The following is a 21,218-nucleotide window of genomic DNA, read 5'->3' as shown; positions in this document are numbered from 1 at the left end:
TCATTTTAAACGTAGACTGTTCAGCTGTTAACAACCTGCGATAAGTCTCGCTTTGTGATCGGTGTCCATTTCCAGTAAGTCCATAGACGCCATACCCATTCGATAGGACCAGCAGTAAATTTGGATAACCACCATTTGCTAATTAATACTTGTAGGAAGATAGTAACTACTGCGACTATCGGGCCATAGGAAATATGTATTTTTTCGATTAGGCCAATTCCTTCAAACAAATATCCAGCGGGTATAAAAATTAAAGTAAAAGTAACTGTATGCGCTACATAATTCGTCATGGACATTTTACCTATATATTCGAATGGTAGAAACAATCTCTTACCAACAACTGTTGTATAAAGAAAAGTGATTCCATACACGTAGCCTAACGTTACTAGAAATTGAGATATAACAAGCATATCTTCCCCAATCGGGTATTTCGCTACATAATGCAACGCTTTAAGAGTGAATCCAAGTACAAGTAACGCTAAGGAAATATTGCGATTACGTTTTTGTTTGCTTCTAGCATTCGTAAATAGAGTAGTTTGAAAGAGATACATTCCAATAAGAAAAATGGGTAACGCATCCGCCCAATGGTAAAAATAATCTAGCAATATGACGAACTTTGAGTATGGTAAAAATAAATAAACGATGTCCATAGCATTAATGTAGGAACTTTCTATGTGGCCGAAAAACCTTAGTGGAATGGAGATAAAAGGTGGACCTATCATCAATGTGATACCCCAGATTAAACATGTTATTGGTTTGCATCGCATGAAAAACAATAATAAGAAAATCGCTGCGAGACTATATGATAACAAAATATCACCTTCCCATAACACGACACCATGCACGATACCAACTCCAAATAGAAATAAAAACCGTCGAGAAAATATCGGGTAAGGATTAATACCTTTTTTCTCTAAACTACGTTTTAATAACATAACCCCTATACCGAACATGAGGGCGAATAATGAAATAAAGCTTCCTTCCGCAACAATTTGTACAAATCGAATAGTGATGATATCTATTAATGGGGCATCCTCGTTAGGTTCGTAACCGAAGCTGTGCTGAAATGCAGTAATATGGACAAGCAATATGCCTAGTAAGGCGAACCCTCTCATCCCATCAAACAATTCTATACGATTATAAACCATTGTCTCACTCTCCATTTATGTAGGTAAGAGTAAGAATAACTTCGAGAAATGTAATTTATGTGTTCGAATATCAGTTATATGGACACATAAAAAACACAGAGGAGAAACTATGACGAGCTATTCAGTATTGTTGGTAGAGGACGAGTGTAGAATTACAGAAATTATGACTGATTATTTCGAACGAGATAGATGGACGGTTTATGCGGCGAAGCATGGTAAAGAAGCAATGGAGCGGTTTCAAGAAGCAAAAATTGATTTGGTCGTTCTTGATATTTCAATGCCAGAAATGGATGGATGGAGTGTTTGCCGATTGATTCGGAAACAGTCCTCCATTCCGATCATAATAGTAACGGCAAGAAGTGACGATGAAGACAAGTTGATGGGCTTTGAGCTTGGTGCCGACGATTTTGTAACAAAACCGTTTAGCCCTAAAGTTCTTATCGCGCGTGCGTCGATGCTTATGAAACGTGCCTACGGAACGGTGGGGCTAGAGCATCATATCGTGTCATTTGGTCATGTTGTCATCAATAAGCAAGCAAGAAACGTCGAGATATGTGGAGTGAAAATCGAATTGGCTCCCAAAGAATTTGAATTGCTTTGTTGTTTAGTTCGAAACAAAGGAATTGTAATGAAACGTGAAGCACTGCTGAATCATGTTTGGGGTTTTGATTACATCGGAGATGATCGAGTAGTTGATACGCATATTAAGAAGTTACGAGCTAAACTTGCTACTGAAGCACAGCATATCGTGACTGTTAAAGGAGTTGGGTATAAGTTAGAGGTTAATTTATGAGACGATACGGAGTAACCTTGAAACTATTTGGGTTAACCGCTACATTTTTTGTCGTGTTTTATGTACTGCTAACTGCAAGCCAGCTCTTATTCTTCGAAGATTTTTATGAAAATCAGAAAGTGAACAGCCTTAAACTCAACTTTGAAAAGTTTACTCAGCAATATGTTGACGAAAACTGGGATGAATGGAGAGTGCACAAAGAATCAGCTGCATTTATTAAAAAAAATCAAGCGCAGGTTGCTTTCATAAGTCCAAATGGCGACATCATTCATAAAAGTCCCTTCCGAATCGACATACGTACTACTGAAGAAATGATTGAAAAAATACCTTTATTCAGTTTCTACGATCAGACCAAACTCATAAAAGAAAAGGTCGGAATCGGTGATGAAATAACGGTAAGAGGAATCCTTTTGGACGAAGGGTACGGAAAGGGACTTGATCCCTTTTTAATCGAGATGGAGTCTTTGAAAATAATGAGCAGTTATATTGTGGAAGCAGATATTTCAATTCTTGACCAAACAATAAGTGGGGAAGTTGTTAATATCGAGTTTCCAGACTCTCAAAACTCCTCGATTCGTGAAGGTATATTGTCCGATGCGGTTGATTATTGGTTTCCGTTATCACCTACCTTTTTGACGGAATTACGACGAGGGAAAGTTGTTGAGATTGAATGGACAGAGACTTGGAGCGGGCTTCGTAACGTAATTATTATTCAGCCGGTTATTCTCGAAGGAAAATTAGATTCACTTGTATTCACGGTATCTTCTCTACAAGAAGTTAAAGAGTTATATAACTCCATTAAATTGTTTTACAGTTACATCGGTATCGGGGGTGCCCTCCTTATCGTATTATTATCATTGTTTTTCTCCAAAACGGTAGCGCAACCGGTTCTCGAAATGAATCGTGTAGCTTCGCTAATGGCGAAATTGGATTTTTCTAAGAAACTAAAGGTTGAACGTCGAGACGAATTAGGAAGTCTTGCTCGGAGCTTAAACAGCTTATCTTCAAACTTGCAAAATACGTTGGATGAATTGAACTTAGCGAATGGACAATTAATTAAAGATATGGCGCGTAAGCAAGAAATCGAACAACTTCAGAAAGAGTTTATAGCAAACGCCTCACATGAGCTAAAGACTCCGCTGAGCATTATAAAAGGTTTTGCGGAAGGACTGCAAGATGATGTTGCTGCACATAAACGAGCACGATATATTGAACTTATTTTGGATGAAACGACCAAAATGGACACATTAGTGCAAGATATGCTTGAGTTATCTAAGTTCGAATCTTATTCAATTCGTATCACTCCAGAAATTATTGATGTGCAAATACTCATAAATGAAATCATCGAGAAATTAACAAATCACCTAGAAGAAAAGCAGATACGTATCATTTTTCAAAATGATGATGTTCATTTCGTTTTTGCAGATCGGATTCGAATTGAACAAGTTATCCTAAATATTGTAATGAACGCCATACGTCATGCAATTGTTGATAGTAGCATTATAATTAGACTCAGTGAGTTAGAACCCGAACAAAATAGTAGTAAACATCCCCAAGTTCAGCTGGAAATTGAAAATAGTGGAGAATCCATTCCAGAAGATCAATTACTTTGGATTTGGGATCGTTTCTACCGAGGGGATCGATCAAGAAACAAGTTAATGGGTGGAACTGGGCTTGGACTCGCCATTACAAAACATATCTTAGAGTTGCATGGAAGCAATTATGGTGTCACGAATACCAAGCAGGGTGTGATCTTTTACTTTACGCTTGAGCGAAGTAAGTAACAAGTAGTGTAAATTATAGCAACAAAACTAACCATTTTGCTTCTAATATTTGATTTCTTATCATGTATCATCAATAAAAGCAGCGGTAGACTAAGACTTTTTATAAGTCAAAGTCTGCCGCTGTTTCGATATAACAATTTCACACGATATGGTGACGTGATATAATCGAGCTATATTAAATCATGTCGGATATATTTATTACATATAACAAATCGGGGAGATGTTTTGTATGAAGACGATCATAGGTATAGTAGGCGTTATCATCTTAGTGTTCGGAGTATTTGGAATCTTTCAAGATAGATTTATTTTGGAAGAACTTATGTCAACGATCCCATTCACATATGGGAATATTGGGTTGATAAGCGTCGGTGCTGTTCTAATCGGTATTGGATTTAAAAATAAAATTAAGAAATCGGAAAATTAATTGCCTTCCTTTTAGTACTGCATACATAGATTAAGAAATATCCTATCAAATTTACATTCATTTTCACTAAAAAAAGAACTCTCAAAACATTGAGAGTTCTTTTTTTTCTTTTATGCTGACACGTTACGATTAATTAATTTCATCAGCTAGTCTATTGCGAATGGGTATTAAGTGACTAAGCCAGTAGAAGATGTGAGGATTTATAGTTCTAATTCTCTATGATTATGATTCAAAACACGAATTCCTATTTATATATAATATATTAAAATATGGAAATATGGTACTTGTGTCATATAGACACACTTGTTATATATACACTATCATCTATTTAATAAATATCCAATTTTATTCAATTTTGGGGGTGGTTTATTAAAAATAACCTTGTGTCCTCTGTCTGAGATTTTAAGTCTCTAAAGCCCACTGTCTATGTCCCAACACCCCAAAAATCTTGTAAAAATACCAATCAAAGAAACATCCAGTTAGTTCTTGTCTTAATTATCGACACTATATTTATTGACATATTACTAGTAGAACACTTTCTTAAAAGAATCACTTTTGTTCATTTATTTTATTAAAAATATTCTAATTCAGTATGGGAGGACATCGTTATATGAAAAAATCACTTATTATTGGTAGTATCATTAGTTTAAGCATGCTATTCCAATTTCCAGCAAATGCAGCACAAGAATTGAGTGAGACAAATCAAGTTGTTAGTGGCTTTTATCCACTTAATGAAACTTCAATTAGTGCTGCTTCTCCTTTAAGAGTAGGCAACATTGGTTCAGGTTCAGAGGATCTTGTAGCTATTAACTCACAATTTAATCAACCCCGAAAAGAAAATGGAATTCAGAGAGTTCATGCTGGAGTAGATCTACATTCGAAAATTAATAGCACTACAGGAAGAGATGTATTTTCTGTATACAAAAATGGAAAAGTAATTATTAGCAGTCCCGATATTGGTAATGGATTTGGTGAATACGTAGTCATTCAACATGAACACCTCGACAGTAGTTCTGGTAAATCATACTATTTCCAAAGTGTTTATGCACATTTGGCCTCTAGAAGTCTCACTACAACAACAACTTACACAACTCCCCAAACTGCTAAAGTTGGAAAAAGCGGAGCAACTGGATTAGGAGCTGGTAGTACGGCTATACATTTACATTTAGAATTCAGAACACCAACTAACTCAGGAATAGGATCCTACAGATATGCTCCTGCTGTTTTCTATTGGCAAAAAGGCACCTGGGGAACCAACACAAGTTTTATTAATTACACAGGGAAATCAGGAAATACAGTTACATTCAATGCTGTATCCCTTGATAATGGAACTGCTCATGATGTTCCTGCTAGCAGAGTTAAGATATTCTACAAAAACGCAGCGTCGGCAGGAGCATTTTCTAGTGCAAGTATGGTGAAAAGCGGAAATAATTTCTCTTATACTTTTAGCGGTTTTTCTGCAGGGACTACTATCAAGTTTTATATCGAAGCACAGGAAAATAGATGGGACGGTACGTTGTATAAAGCCTACAGACCTTACCATGATAGATTAAGTACACCTCCACCAGCGAATAAAAGTTTTGAACTTGTGATGCAATAAATGTGAACATAGTGCTGTTGATAGGAAACTAATCTTTTAGTGTGATTGCATGAAATGGTATTCATATATATGGAATATCAAAGTTGCTAAATCAAGTTGCCAGGAATAATTGTTAAACACTGATGGCATCAGTTGTTATACAAAGCGTCGCCTTAATGTGGCGCTTTGTGTAACATGAGTAATACAACAATTAACATATACTATCGGAGGAAAATCAGTGAACATATCATGCATAAAGAAGTTAAATACGTTTATAGCACTTATTGTATTCTTATTATTAATCTCGGGGTGCACCACTACTTCAAATAGTAAGCTGACCATTCAAGAGGTTATTCTTCCATATTATTGCAATGGAATTGTAAATGAGATTGCAGGAGTGAAATATACTTACCTTCCAGAAAAATCAGAGGATAACTATAAAATAACGATTAAATTCAACAAAGAACTTTCTAATAAAAATGAAATGAATTTATATTATATACAATCAGGTTCACCTGTACCTGTGTTATCCACCATTACTTCACTACCCATTGGTACTAATTTTGATCAATATAGGATTTCTGGTACGTCTATTGAAATTGGTTACAATGGCTTTGATAAAAGCAAACCTTATGTGAACCCGATGTTGTTTAGCTCACTTTATTTACCCAAGGAACTTATGTCTACAGATGGAACTACTTTAGGACAAGATCATTCCATAATTTTTTCCCTAGGATCTTTCAATCCACATGAACAATTGGAGCAGATAAATACTCCGCTGAATGAATCGCTTACCCCAACTGTAATCTTACCTATGTTGTCTGAACAAGAGAGTTTATGGAACTCACATGCGCATCCCTTACGAAAAATCGGTTATGTACGCAATACGTATTCTCCAATCTATAGTAATAAGGATTTATCCGAAATTATTGACCGTATAAGCTTTGGAGCAAATGTGGAATTGACCGAATCAGGTAATGGTTATTATCTTGTTAACTATTATGTCCCTCGCGATTTATCTGATAAAAAACACCATTCAAATCATTCACTATCAAATGATTTAGACATATTTGGAAGTGACTATTTAATTAAGCGTCAAGGTTATATAAAAGCAGAAGAAATCGGTTTGATTGAACCATTCAATAACCAAGGAGCGAGAATTACTGTTTTTGCTACCGGAAATCATACGTTGAATGGAACGTTAGAATTGTATGTATCTTATAATTTATATGGATTTGGTGGATCTAAGTATCGATTGTATAATGTACAGGACAAAACTGAGATAATCAGTAACGATATCATTAAAAAAATCAATCAAGAACAAATTGATGCTTTGGAATATAGTAGTTATTTGAGTAGAAGCGATATATATGGCAATGGAGGCACTGTTCTTCTTGATGAGAATAATAAAGAGATTGAGATGGACGATATGAGGAATCATGTAATAATGTTGAGTTATTTAAAGGATGATCGAGCTTCTGTAATGAAATGGATGGACATATATAACCAAGATTTAAATGGAAGCTGGAATCAATCTATAAAAAAATCTGACAATAAATATAAAACTGCATTGGATAGCATCTTTGAGACTCAACGGAAAATAAATGATATCTGGTATGAATGGAGTGGTAAAGATCCTCAAGTTAAGCGTGAGACCTATGTTGAACTATTTGTTGATAAATTTTCCTCGAACGATACTGAAACAAAAAAATTAGCCAACTATTTTGCAGATCAAAATATCTCTTTGTTTGATTCCAAAATCAAGTTTCTAGGAGACGAGTTTAATCATACAATCGACCTATCGAATCTATCTACTGAGTTGGAACAATCATTTAAATTTCCTGATCAGTAATATACCTTTAAGAGAGATAGTATGCTAAATAAATAATATCTCTCTGCTTTTCGTGGAAAGTGTATTATCATTTATCATCCGTTTAAACACTGACAAGCATTCCTAATTTTAGTGGGAGGAGCTTGTCTTTTTTGAGACTATGTAATAAGAATAATGGTGGAATGGTAACATATTTAATACTTTACTCCATACATTACTATTGAAAACGATATTACTAATAGAATGTATTTGAAAATGCAAAAAAGAGTAGAAGTGGTACTTTGGTATGTACTTCAGCTAGTACTATGACAATTTACTTAATTTTCTATTTTTAAAATTCCTCCTAAAGTATGAGCATATTTAGTCAAAACAGTGCCCGGATGTTTATTGCTCACTTTCCTATTTATGGATAAGATATTAATGCAGATATTTTTACTAGATCGTTTTTTGCAATCGCTTACTGAAAGGGCTTACATGAAATGTGGATGTTATCGAAATCGATCGTACTTTCACATTACCCTACAAGAAGAAGGGAGGAAACAATAACCTACTTGAATGATCTGAAAAACTAATTAATAGAAAACTAAGTTACTAGTAGACAAAAGAACAACAATACCAATTACACCTTAAATCGACCTATAAAATGGAGGAGTTAATAATGTCGACAGTTCAACAATCCAATTCTAGCCGTACAAAAATGCTTATATCTACCGGTATTATACTAGCAATTGTATTTTCATTATTTAGCGTATTTGCTCAAAAAGCGGCAGCGCATGGTTATATTAGTGATCCATCTAGCCGCGCAGCTCTTTGTGCTAGTGGTGTCAACCAAAACTGTGGAGCAATTATCTATGAACCATATAGCTTAGAAGCACTTAAAGGTTTCCCAGCAGCAGGACCAGTAGATGGTAAAATTGCAAGCGCGAATGGCGCATTTGCTCCACTTGATGAGCAAACGTCAACACGTTGGTCCAAAGTTAACATTAGTGCAGGAACAAACACGTTCAGCTGGAACATTAAAGTTCCTCACGCAACTGCAAGCTGGAAATACTACATTACGAAACAAAATTGGAACCCGAATGGGCCGCTTACTCGTGCTCAATTCGATTTGACACCTTTCTGCAGCGTTTCATACTCTGGCACACCTGGCAATACGTATTCAGACACTTGTAACGTGCCTAGCCGCACAGGATACCAAGTTATACTTGCAGTTTGGGAAGTTTCGAACACACTAAATGCTTTCTACAATGTCATCGATGTTAATTTTGGTGGCACAGTAGATAACACTGCTCCAACTGCTCCATCAAGCGTTGCTGCATCTAGCATTACAGCTTCAAGTGCTTCAATTTCTTGGAATGCTTCCACTGACAATGTTGGTGTTTCTGGCTACAGAATTTTTAACGGAACAACACAAATTGGAACAACAACAGGTGCAACGAATATTAGCTTAACAGGTTTAACTGCAAATACTTCATATTCTATTTCGGTAAAAGCACTCGACCAAGCTGGCAACATATCAGGTTCAAGCAATACTGCAACTTTTACAACTCTTAATTCATCAGGACCAGATGTTGTTGCCCCATCTGCTCCAACAACGTTACACGTAATGGGAGTACCTACTGCAACTACAATCCCTTTAATGTGGAGCGCTTCCACAGATAATATTGGTGTAACAGGCTACCGTATCTACCGTGGTACTACACTAGTTACAACTGTTTCTGGATCTACGCTTCAATATACTGCAACGGGATTGACATCAAATACTGCGTATACTTTCTCTGTGAGAGCTATTGATGCTGCTGGTAACGTTTCTGCTTCAAGCAATGTTCTAACTGCAACAACTGCTACAACATCAACAACATATCCAGCATGGAGTGCAACTGCCGTTTATGTAGCTGGCAACAAAGTTACTCATAACGGAGTAAAATATTTAGCACAATGGTGGACACAAGGTGAAACACCAGGAACACCACAAGCAACGGTTTGGATCGTAACGACTTAGTTTCTTTGTATAATAGAATCAAATAGAATCACTTAGTTTATGTTCCGTGAGGGATATAAGCTAGGTGATTTTTTTTCATTTAATTGGTAACTAAACGTAATAAATGATCGTTGTTATTAATGTGAACAACATTTTAATCGGAACATTTCTGTTGAATGGGGTGGCAATCAACTTGATGAGTAAAAACAACTGCAATAGCTGTAAATAAACCATATCTGCAAAGGTATATTACACCTCTACATCCTATCGTAATAAGTGTAATCATTGCGGGGAAATAATCATGCAACTATAGGATTATTAGGAGTTAGTAGATAAACGATAGTAAACGGGGGATTAATGTGTTTAAGAAACGTTTAATGCTAGTTGCAGTTATCTGCTTAGTATCACTAACTTCTTTCGGCTGCGTGAAAGACACTGAGCAGAATCTTCATCCTCATGAAGTGAACATAAAGAAGTTAACTAACCCTAAATTCGAAAGCAGACTTACCGGAACAAAAGGAAATGCCCAAGCGCAAGCGTGGTTAGAAAAACAGTTCGACACTATTGGCTTGACTCCTTATATTGGGGAGAGTTATGCCACTCCTTATTCGCACACCTTTTTCGATCCAACAAAAGAAAAGATTTCTGTAGAAGCAATTAATACCGATAAATCAATCATTTCATTCCATAATCGTACTGACTTCCTCGTCATCACTCCAAACGCACAATTCGAAGATATCGCCGAAATTACACCACACATCGATGACCCTGATCGATGGAACAAAATACTTCTTTTAGATAACGCTGAACCACTTGTTCAGCTAGCATTTGAAAAACCTATAGCATTGTTTATTACATCAAAACTCGCTAGAGATATACCAACGTGGCTTCTAAACCAAGTTGAAATGCCCATTTTGCAAATTAGCGACGAAATGTACACCTCTTTATCGGAAAATTCACCAGCGATTAAAGAACTTAAACTTCAAATAGACAGGAAAGAGGAACGGATTGAAGCGTCAAATGTTATTGGTACTATTTCTGCAACAGCAGAAACGAAGCGGCAAGCTATCGTTATCGCAGCTCATTTCGACGCGGCTGGCTGGGATAAAAAGGTAGCATTCAGCAACGGAGCATTAAACAATGCTACTGGCGTTAGTGTCATGTTAGAACTCGCAAAAAAACTTCATCAACGCTCAGTTATTAATTCTATTCCTGCAGATATTATTTTCGCAGCATTTAATGGCTCTGAGACGGGTCACCAAGGTAGCGAAGACTTTGCCAAAGAGATAAAAAGTGCATACGAGCACATTTATACAATAAATTTAGACACTATTGGTGGGAAGATGCGCGGCCAAACGGTCATAACTGCAAATTCCCCTGCCACACTACTTGCTGATTCTATCCGGAATGTATTTAAAGATTACAAACTGTCTGTTATTGATAATATGAGTACACTAACTGGTGATCACTCCTCATTTTTGAAACATCATTTGTTGGGAGTAACGATTACAGATGTAATGGATTCAATACCTCAAAGCTCAGAAGAAATACAAAAAATCGATTACGATCATTTGGACCAAATCGTAAATGCACTCCTTCAACTTGTAACGGATGCTTCTTATCTGCCAAATCATTTCACAATAAACGAATCACTGCCTGAAAACAAATGGGCCTTTGAACCTTCTATGGATGAGTTCTTCATTTTTTTAGAGGATTCCGAGAAAAGAACAGATCAACTCGAACTTGGACAATATGTAACCTACAATGCAGCAGACACTGGACAACCTTACACTGTTCATAAAACAGATGATACATTCAATAGTTCTGACGAATTAGAAAATAAGATTAACGGAATGAAAGTAACTCCGAATGTAGAAGACTATTCTTTTGACACAGCCACCGTTATCATACAAAATTTTTCTGATCAGTTTATAAAAGATCCCATATTGGATAAAATTTATACGTTAAAAAAAGCGGAAATAAAAGACATCGTAGCAGTTGAATTAGTATATACGAATGAGCAAGGTACTGGCATCCGATTGCATATTACTCCTCTTCCAGCCGACAATAATCTAGAGAACCATCATAATTACGGTCAAGCTTTTCACACTGAAAAAGTGATAGCTAATGATCGTACTTATCACTTAACTTATCTTAACAAGATAGATAAATCTTTAACTACATCATTTAACATTTCGGTTGATGGTAGCAAATATTTAGTTGATTACAACGAAGTGCAGCAGGTCAACGTTAAGGATCAAAAGCGATTTATCAACCTGTCCAAATTAAGCGAAAAAGAAACGTTGCTCAAACGAATTAATTTACTCCCGCTTCCACAAATCATACAAGACCTTGGCATATAGGCAAATAACCCATTGACAACTTTTGTAGTAGGATGATAACATGGGTCAATAAATACAAGTAAATTAGTAGGAATTGTTGGAATAACATAAAGTATCTTATCATAATGTCTACCGGATAACCGGAGACTTCCCATTCAAAAGTTATTTGAATGTGGAGGTCTCCTTTTTGTTTTTTAGAAAGACAGGAGGGGTGTACCATTAATTTAGAAAACATCGAAGCATTCGTATATATTATCCATTATGGAAGCTTCAATAAAGCTGCAGAAGTGTTGTATTTGTCCCAGCCTACCGTTACAGCAAGAATTCAATCATTGGAGCGAGAGCTAAATTGCAAGTTATTTGATCGTTTAGGGAAAGGCGTCCAAATTACAGAAGAGGGCAAACGATTTCTGCCATATGCACAACAATTGCTCATGACTTACCAGAAAGGAAAGCTTCACATTAATCAGAAAAAATCTCTACCAGAAGAACTGCGAATCGGAGCTACAGTATCCGTCTCGAACTACACACTTCCAGACTTACTTCCGCGCTTAAAACAGAAGTTTCCACATACTCACTTTAAACTTATAACAGGTACGACGGACGACATCATAAATAAAGTGGTCAATAAGGAGGTTGATGTAGGTTTTGTACGAAATGTTAGTCACCCTAACCTTCAATCCACTTCTTTTTACGAAGATCCCATTCAACTCTATGTGTACGAAGACCATCCATTTCTTAAGTTAGATAGAATAACAATTGAAGATATCGCGGCACATCCGCTCGTTTTCTTTGAATGTGGTGCACTTGACTGGCTACGTGTTCATCGCATATTCGGGAACCTAGATCGACCACCTAACATTCAATTTCTTACTGATAACTCGGAAACAGCCAAAAAGTTGGTCATTAAAAAGGTCGGAATTAGCTTTCTGCCACACTTAAGTGTGAAAGAAGAAATTCAATCAGGAAAGCTCATTCCTATCCACTTATCTGAAACAGCCGGAATAGCTTTAAAAACAAATATTGTTTCTTGCCACGGTAAACATCTCTTATTTGTAGACTCCATTCTAGAGATTGGAAAGGACTTAACTACACGTAAGGCAGTCGTATAGAAATAAGAGATAGTTATATAGAAACTCTCTATTAACCAGTCCATTGACCGCTTGAGAAGCCAAGTGCTAAAGTTATCACGACTATAATCCTTACTTATCATGTAGGAATTATAAGATTAAAAAACATAAAACAGGAGTGAACAAAAATGAAGAAATTTCCGTTAATCGCATTTGTACTTATTGTGGCAGTTGTCATCTCAGCATGCGGAAGCAATGGCAATACGAAGACCAATAACAAGCCATCTGGGGGCGAAGGAACTAAAACAGATGCAAAAAAGATCATCGTAGGAACAGGGAATGATTTCACTCAAATCGCCTATTTGGATGATAAAGGTCATTTGACAGGTTATGATGTTGAACTTATTAGAGAGATCGACAAACGGCTAACGCAATATGAATTCGAATTCCAAACGTCAGATTTCTCAAACATTCTTTTAAGTCTTGAAACGAAAAAAATTGATTTAGCTGCACATCTATTTGAGAAAAACCCAGAAAGAGAACAGAAGTTTTTGTTTAACAAAGAACCATACGCTTATTGGAGAAACAAAATTGTTGTAGCTGCAGATAACAATGATCCGATCAAATCATTGGATGACTTGAAAGGAAAAAAAGTGCTGGTTGGTCCAACAAGCGCACAAGCTCAAATTCTCGAAAATTATAATAAAGCCAACAACAATGCAATTGAAATTGTATATCAACAAAACGATGCAAATGATGAAGTACTTCAAGTTTCATCTGGACGTGTGTATGCAACACTAAGCGCAGACTTCCTACTAGCGATTACAGATCCACAAGGAAAGTTAAAAACGGTTGGTGATCCGCTCGATGAAGGTAACATCTTGTATGTATTTCGTAAAGATGATCCGGAGTCACAGAAACTTTCTGACGATGTTGATGCAACGATTAAAGAACTAAAAGCGGACGGAACACTCAAAAAGCTAAGTGAGCAATGGTTGAAAAAAGACTTTTCCAAATAAAAAACGTGTCTCGTAAAACCGAGATTCTGCCAAAGGAGTGAGAACAAAGGATGGGTCAAACACAATTTGAAATTGCCTATGTATTTGATTATATAATCAAGCTGCTTCCTTCTTTAAAAATAACTCTACTCATACTGGGCAGTTCAATCATACTAGGTGTGATTATTGGGTTTGTTGTCGCACTGCCTAGACTATATCGTGTTCCACTCCTTGGGCAACTCTCTCAACTGTATGTGTCCTTTTTTAGAGGCACTCCGATTCTCATTCAACTCTTTCTTTTTTACTACGGCGTACCGGAACTATTAACACTTATAAGTATCGATACATCCAAAGCACCGGCATTGTTATTCGTTATATTAACCTATTCCCTGCACAGCGGAGCATACATCGCGGAATTGATTCGAGGAGCAGTGTCAGCTGTAGACAGAGGTCAAGTAGAAGCTGCTTATGCAATTGGAATGAATGGTTTTCAAGCATTTAGCCGAATCGTGCTTCCACAAGCACTCGCTATTTCAATCCCCATTTTCGCAAATGTTGTTATTGCAAATTTAAAAGATACTTCCCTTGCATTCACATTAGGCGTTATGGAAATAACCGGGAAGGCGAAGACGATAGGTGCGTTATCACATCGATTCATCGAAGTATATTTATCTCTTGCAATCATTTATTTCATCATTAGTTTCTTCCTAGCGAAGATCTTCGTCCGACTTGAAAAGAGACTGACGAGGCATGAATCTACATCTGAGATTATAAAGCAAAAAGTACTTGTTAGTCAGACTTTTATTCGTAAGTTTGGGACAGCAACAGGCATTCGCAGAAAGGAGGCTAAACAATGAAACTTGATCCGTCATTCATCTGGACTGCGCTGAAAGAACTTCTTTCTGCTATACCTACTACGCTGTATATTACTGCTGTATCCATGTTATGCGGCTTAACAATTGGAACGATAGTTGCACTCATTAGAATTTACAAAGTTCCTGTACTACGTCAAATCGCTACAGCTTACGTTACATTCATTCGTGGTACGCCGATGCTCACTCATTTGCTCCTCATTTACTTTGGGCTTATTTTCATCGTTGACAGCTTATCCGCTCACTTTGGCTGGTCGTTTAATTCGGTGGCCATTCCGATGATTTCCTTTGCCTATATTTCGTTTTCGATTACAGCGGGTGCTTATTTATCTGAAGTTGTGCGGGCAGGGCTACTTGCAGTTAACAAAGGTCAACTGGAAGCGGCTTACTCCATAGGTATGACAACGACTCAAGCACTTCGCAGAATCGTGTTTCCGCAAGCTTTTGCAATCATTGTACCAAATCTATCGAATAGTACGATCAGTATGCTGCACGGATCTTCGCTCGTATTTACTGTTTCTGTTGTCGATATTAATGCAAAATCACAAATTGTCGCCTCTTCTAATTGGAAGTTTCTTGAGGCTTACATTGCAGCAGCAATCATCTATTGGGGTTTAACTATTTTGATTGAAAGAATAACGGCAGTCATTGAAAAACGAATCAATATTTATAACCGAGGTGGCGTGACATGATCAAGCTGTCGCAAGTAAAAAAATCGTATGGGCGAAATGAAGTGTTAAAAGGGATAGACCTTACCGTTGAAAAAGGGGAGGTCGTTGCGATATTAGGACCTAGTGGATCTGGCAAGACGACATTGCTTCGTTGCATCAATTATTTGGAGAAACCAAACGAAGGTGAAATTACGATTGATGGACTAAGTGTTAACTTCAAACGTGCCAAAAAAGCAGAGGTTATCAATCTCCGCAAAAAAACGGCGATGGTGTTTCAGCACTATAATCTCTTCCGCCATAAAACAGCGCTTGAGAATGTGATGGAAGGTCTCGTCATCGTTCAAAAGGTTCCGAAAGAACAAGCTCGATTACGAAGTATTGAATTGCTTGAGAAGGTAGGGCTTGGCAACAAGTTAGATGCCTATCCAAGCCAATTGTCTGGTGGGCAGCAGCAACGTGTCGGTATCGCTAGGGCGCTTGCACTTAACCCACAGGTCATCTTATTCGATGAACCTACTTCGTCACTTGATCCTGAGCTAGTAGGAGAAGTTCTCGCTGTTATTCGTAAGATCGCCAAGGAAGGAATTACGATGATCATCGTAACACATGAAATGAGCTTCGCTCAAGACGTTGCGGGTCATGTCATCTTCATGGACGAAGGAGTAATTGTAGAGAGCGGTAAGCCGAACGATATCTTTACTTCTCCAAAGGAAGAAAGAACGAAACAATTCCTTAAACGATTTACGCCAGATGGCGTTTATTCCATCTAATCAATAGGAGCGGATAACGATGACACTCAAATTCGGCATTTTGGACCAAAGCATTATTTTCCCTGGTCAAACATCTGCAATTGCACTTAGTAACACAGTTAAATTAGCTCAGCTAGCTGAAACACTTGGTTATGAACGATTTTGGGTGTCTGAACATCATGATTCCGGCCATCTAGCTGGTTCATCGCCTGAAGTGCTCATTTCATATCTTCTTGCTCGTACGGAAAAAATTCGGATTGGTTCGGGAGGCATCATGCTTCAACATTATTCTCCTTACAAAGTTGCCGAAAATTTTAACGTATTAGCATCGTTAGCTCCTGGAAGGGTAGAGCTTGGAATCGGCCGTGCACCTGGTGGGTTGCCACGTTCAACCAAAGCGCTGCAACCGGTAGATGTAGCGAAGTTGGAAGAGAAATTGACCGAATTATCGCTATACCTAAGGGAACCAGCTGGAGAAGAACACCCGCTTGCTGGATTAAAGGCAACGCCTATTCCTGAAGAGCCTGCTCCAATATTTTTATTAGGAACGAGTGTAGCAAGCGCGAAACTTGCAGCTGAAAGAGGCGTTCCTTATGTATTCGCTCTATTTATTAATAATGATCCCGTAGCTGCGGAACAAGCATTCACCGTTTATCGGGAAACATTCAACAATGAGAGCGGAGCACAGCCCAAAACCATTTTAGCCCTATCTGTTATCGCTGCGGATACCGAAGAAGAAGCAATCGAATTAGCGGGTGATCTAAAGAGCGTTCGAGTTACGCTTGCAAGTGGAAAAACAGTGAATGTAAGCACAGTTGAGCAGGCGGAGGAATTCGCTAGGCAAGCTGGGGAGACGTATACAGCAGAAGTTCGTGATGCTGATATTACGAAAGGAACGAAGGAAACCGCTCGTAAGCGGATTTTGGAATATAAAGAGAAATACGGCGTTGATGAGTTCATCTTCACGACTGTAGTAAGTGATTTCGATAAACGGGTGCGTTCGTTTACTCTTCTAAAGGAAGCTTTCGAAGAGCTAGCTGTCTAAAGACTGCTGTGCATGGATCGCACCATGAGAGGAGCAACTATGAGTTTAGTATTGGATAAAACGTTCGAGCAACAACTAATTGCAATTCGAAGACATCTTCATGAGTATCCTGAGTTGTCCCATGAGGAAGTTGAAACGACAGCTTCCATTCGTAAATGGCTAACAGACGCCAACATTCGAATTGCAAACTATCCACTTCGTACGGGAGTAATTGCGGAGGTAGGTGGATTCCATGAAGGACCAGTCATTGCGATTCGTGCTGATATTGACGCGCTTCCTATACATGAAGAAACGGGATTACCTTTTGCATCCCGCTTCCCAGGTAAGATGCACGCTTGCGGCCATGATTTTCACACTGCAGCTATATTAGGCACTGCTTTTCTATTGAAAGAGAAGGAGCAAGAGTTACGCGGTACTGTTCGATTTATTTTTCAACCTGCTGAAGAAAAGGCCAAGGGAGCAGAGCAAATTATTGCAAGTGGAGCACTTGAAAATGTAGAAGCGATTTTCGGTATGCACAACAAACCAGATTTACCTGTTGGCACGGTTGGTATTAAAGGTGGAGCAATTATGGCTGCAGCAGACGGCTTCATCGTAGAGGTGGAAGGACGAGGCAGTCATGCTGCTGTTCCCGAAGCAGGAATCGATCCGATAGTCATTTCTGCACACATCGTAACAGCTCTCCAGTCTATCGTTAGCCGTAATGTGAGTGCGTTAGAAAGTGCTGTTGTAAGTGTGACTCGGTTAAATAGTGGAACTGCTTGGAATGTCATACCGGATAAAGCATTATTCGACGGCACATTACGCACATTCGATGAGAGGGTTCGAGCAAGAGTTCGCCAAAGGTTCGAAAAAATTGTCCATAGCGTAGCAGATGCCTTCGAATCGAATGCGACAGTGAGATGGATCGAAGGACCACATCCTGTCATTAATGATGACGAATGGGCTAGTGTTGCCACACAAACAGCTAAGTCAGTTGGGCTAACCGTCATTGAACCATTACCATCACCTGCTGGGGAAGATTTTGCATTTTACTTAAAGAAAACAGCGGGATTATTTGTGTTTTTTGGTACATCGGGTCCTAAGGAATGGCATCATCCCGCATTTGATGTAGATGAGCGTGCATTGCTGCTTGCTGCTTCATTTTTCACTACACTCGCTCAAGATGCTTTGAAACGATTGAACAAAGAAGATCTACAAATTATTGAGGCGGTGAAGTAGAAATGAGTGACGTGCCAGTAGATATCGATTTGTATGTAAATACATCTCAGCAGTTATCTCAAGCGATTGAAGGGTTAACGGAAGAGGATCTTCGATGGAAAGGTACACCCACACAGTGGAGCGTTACTGAAGTATTAGCACATTTAGTAGACCATAGCATTATCGTTTCGTTCCGAATTAAAGAAATTTTGTCCGGGTCAGAAGTAAGGCTTCCATCCTTTAAGCAGGATGAGTGGGTAGCAAGCCAGAAGTCGAATGAAGGTAAAGCTAGCGAGCTACTGCACATCTTTGGAGCTTTATTGCACTACAACAGTTTACTTTTTCGAAGATTGGAGCTAGAAGACTGGGCGAAAACAGCGATTAATGCAAAAGGCGATGTTGTAACTCTATCGGATATTATTCATGCGTTCATCTCACATGTGCAAACTCATTTATCCCAAATAGCAAGAATTAAAAACGGAGTAATTGGTTCTGTGGAGTCGAGCTGTGTCATTGGAACAACCACAAAAAATTCTTAAGGAAGCAGGTGTTAATCATGGCGGGTAGAGCAATCATTATCCGTAATGCAGAAGAGTCCGACCTTGAGAGGGTTAAGGCAGTACTTCTTGATGCCTATGCCCAATATGAGTTTCTGTATCCAAAAGAAAAGTGGGAGCAGTACAAAGAAAACATTGAAGCTTCAGTCACAAACCCTAAGGTCAAAGCTAGAATCATTGCTGAGCTTAAGGGCGAAATTGTCGGCAGTGTATTTCTTTATGATTCATCAGAGGCAGCATATGGTGCACCAGAATTAAACATTAATACACCGATTATGCGCCTTCTAGCAGTAAAAAGGAGTGTTCGTGGGCTTGGAGTTGCTACAGAGTTAATTCGAGCAAGTGCTAATTGGTCACTCGATTGGGGCGCCGATACGCTCCATCTCCATACATCCGATGTAATGTCGTCCGCAATCAAGCTCTACGAACGTCTTGGATTCGAGAGAGCAATTGACAAGGATATTGTAAAGGAAGAGTCGGTCGTAATTAGTTACCGATTACATTTAAGAAAATCGTCATTGTTGCAAGCGAGGTAAGTTTTGCTCCGCAAAACCAAGCCCATGCTTACGAAGTAAGTTTTGTTACACAAAACTAAGAACACGCTTACGAAGTAATTTTTGCTCCGCAAAAATTTGGAGGAGGAACAAAATGAGTAAACGAAAAAAAGTGAAGTTTGGTGTTTTGATACATGGTGTTGGAGGTAACGTAACCGCTTGGAGGCACCCCGAAGTTCCGGTTGATGCGAGTGTGAGTTTGCCATTTTATAAGCAACAAGCTTTGATCGCAGAAGCGGGGAAGTTTGATCTTGTTTTTATCGCAGACGGTCTGTTTATCAATGAGAAATCGATTCCACATTTCTTGAACCGTTTTGAGCCGATTACGATTTTGTCTGCACTAGCAGCAGTAACAACAAATATCGGGTTAGTCGGCACCTTGTCCAGCTCCTATAGTGAACCTTTCACAGTTGCTAGACAATTTGGTTCTATCGATCACATAAGCGGAGGGCGTGCAGGTTGGAACGTCGTGACTTCACCTCTAGAAGGATCAGCCAAAAACTACAATAAACCTGAGCACCCATCTCATGACGAGCGCTATAAGATTGCGGAAGAACATCTTGACGTAGTTCGAGGTCTTTGGGATTCATGGGAAGATGATGCCTTCATCCGTAACAAAGAAACCGGCGTTTTCTTTGATCCGAACAAATTACATCGCATTAATCATAAGGGCAAATACTTTTCAGTTGAAGGTCCTCTTAACATCGCTCGCTCCAAACAAGGCCAGCCAGTCGTTTTCCAAGCAGGTTCATCTGAAAGTGGTAGAAATCTTGCAGCAAGAAGTGCTGATGCTGTATTTACTGGGCACGAAAATATTGAAGAAGCAAAACAATTTTATAGGGATGTCAAAAACCGCACAGCAGCTTTAGGGCGCTCACGCGATGACATTGTAATATTGCCAGGCATTAGTCCGATCATCGGACGTACGCAAGAAGAGGCAGACAATAAGTATAAAGAGTTAACTAGCTTAATTAGTATTGAATTAGCACTTCAGTATCTTGGTCGTTTCTTCGACCACCATGACTTCACCCAATACCCGCTCGATGAACCATTCCCAGAGCTAGGCGATATCGGTAGCAATAGCTTCCGTGGCAGTACTGACAAAATCAAAAAAACAGCTAAAGAGAAAAACCTTACATTGCGACAAGTTGCTTTGAATTCTGCCGCGCCGCGGAGCCAATTTATAGGTACACCCGAGCATATTGCAGACCTTATTGAACAATGGCATGCGGAGGAAGCCGCTGATGGATTTATTATTCACCCGCCACTTCCAAGTGCACTTAATGAGTTTGTCGATCTTGTTGTACCTATCTTACAAGAACGGGGCATTTATCGAACTGAGTACGAATCAGATACACTCCGTGGCAATCTAGGTTTGCCTATTCCTGCCAATCAATATACTGTAGTTAAAATAAATAGCTAAAGGGAAAACTGCGCCTAAATCCGCTGGTCCTATATCTACCGCACCCGGATGATAGTGAACCAGCGGATTTTATTATCATAACGGTTTCTTCTGAGATTTTATCTATTAACAAATAGAATTATTCTATTATTCAAACGGTAAAGAGTCATGTATGCTGAAATTAGTTAAAGCATATTAACCTTATAGGAATTATAAGG

At 38.5% G+C, this 21,218-nt stretch carries 18 protein-coding genes; 17 read left to right on the top strand and 1 reads right to left on the bottom strand.

Translation table 11 applies throughout. The features are described from left to right. Positions 1–20 precede the first annotated feature (20 nt). On the bottom strand, positions 21–1,148 hold the full coding sequence (locus I6N90_RS07370) for a DUF418 domain-containing protein (protein WP_197934902.1): 1,128 nt from the start codon (positions 1,146–1,148) through the stop codon (positions 21–23). A gap of 109 nt (positions 1,149–1,257) precedes the next feature. Between I6N90_RS07370 and I6N90_RS07365 the strand changes: the two genes are divergently transcribed. The 17 genes from I6N90_RS07365 to I6N90_RS07285 all read left to right on the top strand — a co-directional run bounded on the left by I6N90_RS07365 (position 1,258) and on the right by I6N90_RS07285 (position 21,021). After that, positions 1,258–1,941, top strand: coding sequence for a response regulator transcription factor (locus I6N90_RS07365; RefSeq protein ID WP_197934901.1), 684 nt, complete (start codon positions 1,258–1,260; stop codon positions 1,939–1,941). After that, positions 1,938–3,725: a sensor histidine kinase gene (locus I6N90_RS07360; RefSeq protein ID WP_197934900.1), complete on the top strand. Its 1,788-nt coding sequence runs from the start codon at positions 1,938–1,940 to the stop codon at positions 3,723–3,725. Before I6N90_RS07365 ends, I6N90_RS07360 begins: the two co-directional genes overlap by 4 nt. A gap of 229 nt (positions 3,726–3,954) precedes the next feature. Then, entirely contained in the window at positions 3,955–4,149 is a 195-nt protein-coding gene (locus I6N90_RS07355) for a hypothetical protein (RefSeq protein WP_197934899.1), read from the top strand. Between the two features lie 610 nt (positions 4,150–4,759). Further along, positions 4,760–5,749 (top strand): M23 family metallopeptidase, encoded by a 990-nt coding sequence (locus tag I6N90_RS07350; protein ID WP_197934898.1) that lies wholly within the window; start codon positions 4,760–4,762, stop codon positions 5,747–5,749. Between the two features lie 217 nt (positions 5,750–5,966). Continuing rightward, the gene (locus tag I6N90_RS07345; RefSeq protein ID WP_197934897.1) at positions 5,967–7,580 is read left to right on the top strand and encodes a hypothetical protein; all 1,614 of its coding nucleotides are present in this window, start codon (positions 5,967–5,969) and stop codon (positions 7,578–7,580) included. A 637-nt stretch (positions 7,581–8,217) separates the two neighbouring features. Then, positions 8,218–9,561 carry a lytic polysaccharide monooxygenase gene (locus I6N90_RS07340; RefSeq protein WP_197934896.1) on the top strand — a complete coding sequence of 448 codons (1,344 nt, stop codon included), beginning with the start codon at positions 8,218–8,220 and terminating at the stop codon, positions 9,559–9,561. Between the two features lie 338 nt (positions 9,562–9,899). After that, positions 9,900–11,903: a M28 family metallopeptidase gene (locus I6N90_RS07335; RefSeq protein ID WP_197934895.1), complete on the top strand. Its 2,004-nt coding sequence runs from the start codon at positions 9,900–9,902 to the stop codon at positions 11,901–11,903. Between the two features lie 197 nt (positions 11,904–12,100). Continuing rightward, a complete protein-coding gene (locus I6N90_RS07330; RefSeq protein ID WP_197935764.1) occupies positions 12,101–12,994 on the top strand; it encodes a LysR family transcriptional regulator in 894 nt (297 codons plus the stop codon). A 146-nt stretch (positions 12,995–13,140) separates the two neighbouring features. After that, entirely contained in the window at positions 13,141–13,971 is an 831-nt protein-coding gene (locus I6N90_RS07325; RefSeq protein WP_197934894.1) for a transporter substrate-binding domain-containing protein, read from the top strand. A 50-nt stretch (positions 13,972–14,021) separates the two neighbouring features. Beyond that, positions 14,022–14,807 carry an amino acid ABC transporter permease gene (locus tag I6N90_RS07320; protein WP_197934893.1) on the top strand — a complete coding sequence of 262 codons (786 nt, stop codon included), beginning with the start codon at positions 14,022–14,024 and terminating at the stop codon, positions 14,805–14,807. After that, positions 14,804–15,514, top strand: a complete 711-nt coding sequence (locus I6N90_RS07315) for an amino acid ABC transporter permease (protein WP_197934892.1) — start codon at positions 14,804–14,806, stop codon at positions 15,512–15,514. The genes I6N90_RS07320 and I6N90_RS07315 overlap by 4 nt, the downstream gene beginning before the upstream one ends. Beyond that, complete coding sequence (locus I6N90_RS07310) at positions 15,511–16,263, top strand: amino acid ABC transporter ATP-binding protein (protein WP_197934891.1); 753 nt, start codon at positions 15,511–15,513, stop codon at positions 16,261–16,263. Before I6N90_RS07315 ends, I6N90_RS07310 begins: the two co-directional genes overlap by 4 nt. A 19-nt stretch (positions 16,264–16,282) precedes the next feature. Further along, entirely contained in the window at positions 16,283–17,287 is a 1,005-nt protein-coding gene (locus I6N90_RS07305; protein WP_197934890.1) for an LLM class flavin-dependent oxidoreductase, read from the top strand. 24 nt (positions 17,288–17,311) lie between these two features. Continuing rightward, on the top strand, positions 17,312–18,508 hold the full coding sequence (locus I6N90_RS07300) for an amidohydrolase (protein WP_197935762.1): 1,197 nt from the start codon (positions 17,312–17,314) through the stop codon (positions 18,506–18,508). Positions 18,509–18,510: 2 nt separating this feature from the next. Further along, the gene (locus I6N90_RS07295) at positions 18,511–19,026 is read left to right on the top strand and encodes a DinB family protein (protein ID WP_197934889.1); all 516 of its coding nucleotides are present in this window, start codon (positions 18,511–18,513) and stop codon (positions 19,024–19,026) included. Positions 19,027–19,043: 17 nt separating this feature from the next. Beyond that, positions 19,044–19,580 carry a GNAT family N-acetyltransferase gene (locus tag I6N90_RS07290; RefSeq protein WP_232242743.1) on the top strand — a complete coding sequence of 179 codons (537 nt, stop codon included), beginning with the start codon at positions 19,044–19,046 and terminating at the stop codon, positions 19,578–19,580. Between the two features lie 112 nt (positions 19,581–19,692). Continuing rightward, on the top strand, positions 19,693–21,021 hold the full coding sequence (locus I6N90_RS07285; RefSeq protein WP_197934888.1) for an LLM class flavin-dependent oxidoreductase: 1,329 nt from the start codon (positions 19,693–19,695) through the stop codon (positions 21,019–21,021). Positions 21,022–21,218: the final 197 nt, after the last annotated feature.

This window comes from Paenibacillus sp. GSMTC-2017 (assembly GCF_016019935.1).
Lineage (GTDB): Bacteria > Bacillota > Bacilli > Paenibacillales > Paenibacillaceae > Pristimantibacillus.
Note: the sequence above shows the minus strand (reverse complement) of the source record. Positions and strands in the feature narration are given on the sequence as shown.

Excerpts from the sequence above, each read along its gene's own strand:
- I6N90_RS07370 (WP_197934902.1), bottom strand. The coding sequence starts at position 1,148 with ATGGTTTATAATCGTATAGAATTGTTTGATGGGATGAGAGGGTTCGCC.
- I6N90_RS07365 (WP_197934901.1), top strand. The coding sequence starts at position 1,258 with ATGACGAGCTATTCAGTATTGTTGGTAGAGGACGAGTGTAGAATTACA.
- I6N90_RS07360 (WP_197934900.1), top strand. The coding sequence starts at position 1,938 with ATGAGACGATACGGAGTAACCTTGAAACTATTTGGGTTAACCGCTACA.
- I6N90_RS07355 (WP_197934899.1), top strand. The coding sequence starts at position 3,955 with ATGAAGACGATCATAGGTATAGTAGGCGTTATCATCTTAGTGTTCGGA.
- I6N90_RS07350 (WP_197934898.1), top strand. The coding sequence starts at position 4,760 with ATGAAAAAATCACTTATTATTGGTAGTATCATTAGTTTAAGCATGCTA.
- I6N90_RS07340 (WP_197934896.1), top strand. The coding sequence starts at position 8,218 with ATGTCGACAGTTCAACAATCCAATTCTAGCCGTACAAAAATGCTTATA.
- I6N90_RS07325 (WP_197934894.1), top strand. The coding sequence starts at position 13,141 with ATGAAGAAATTTCCGTTAATCGCATTTGTACTTATTGTGGCAGTTGTC.
- I6N90_RS07320 (WP_197934893.1), top strand. The coding sequence starts at position 14,022 with ATGGGTCAAACACAATTTGAAATTGCCTATGTATTTGATTATATAATC.
- I6N90_RS07315 (WP_197934892.1), top strand. The coding sequence starts at position 14,804 with ATGAAACTTGATCCGTCATTCATCTGGACTGCGCTGAAAGAACTTCTT.
- I6N90_RS07310 (WP_197934891.1), top strand. The coding sequence starts at position 15,511 with ATGATCAAGCTGTCGCAAGTAAAAAAATCGTATGGGCGAAATGAAGTG.
- I6N90_RS07305 (WP_197934890.1), top strand. The coding sequence starts at position 16,283 with ATGACACTCAAATTCGGCATTTTGGACCAAAGCATTATTTTCCCTGGT.
- I6N90_RS07300 (WP_197935762.1), top strand. The coding sequence starts at position 17,312 with ATGAGAGGAGCAACTATGAGTTTAGTATTGGATAAAACGTTCGAGCAA.
- I6N90_RS07295 (WP_197934889.1), top strand. The coding sequence starts at position 18,511 with ATGAGTGACGTGCCAGTAGATATCGATTTGTATGTAAATACATCTCAG.
- I6N90_RS07290 (WP_232242743.1), top strand. The coding sequence starts at position 19,044 with ATGGCGGGTAGAGCAATCATTATCCGTAATGCAGAAGAGTCCGACCTT.
- I6N90_RS07285 (WP_197934888.1), top strand. The coding sequence starts at position 19,693 with ATGAGTAAACGAAAAAAAGTGAAGTTTGGTGTTTTGATACATGGTGTT.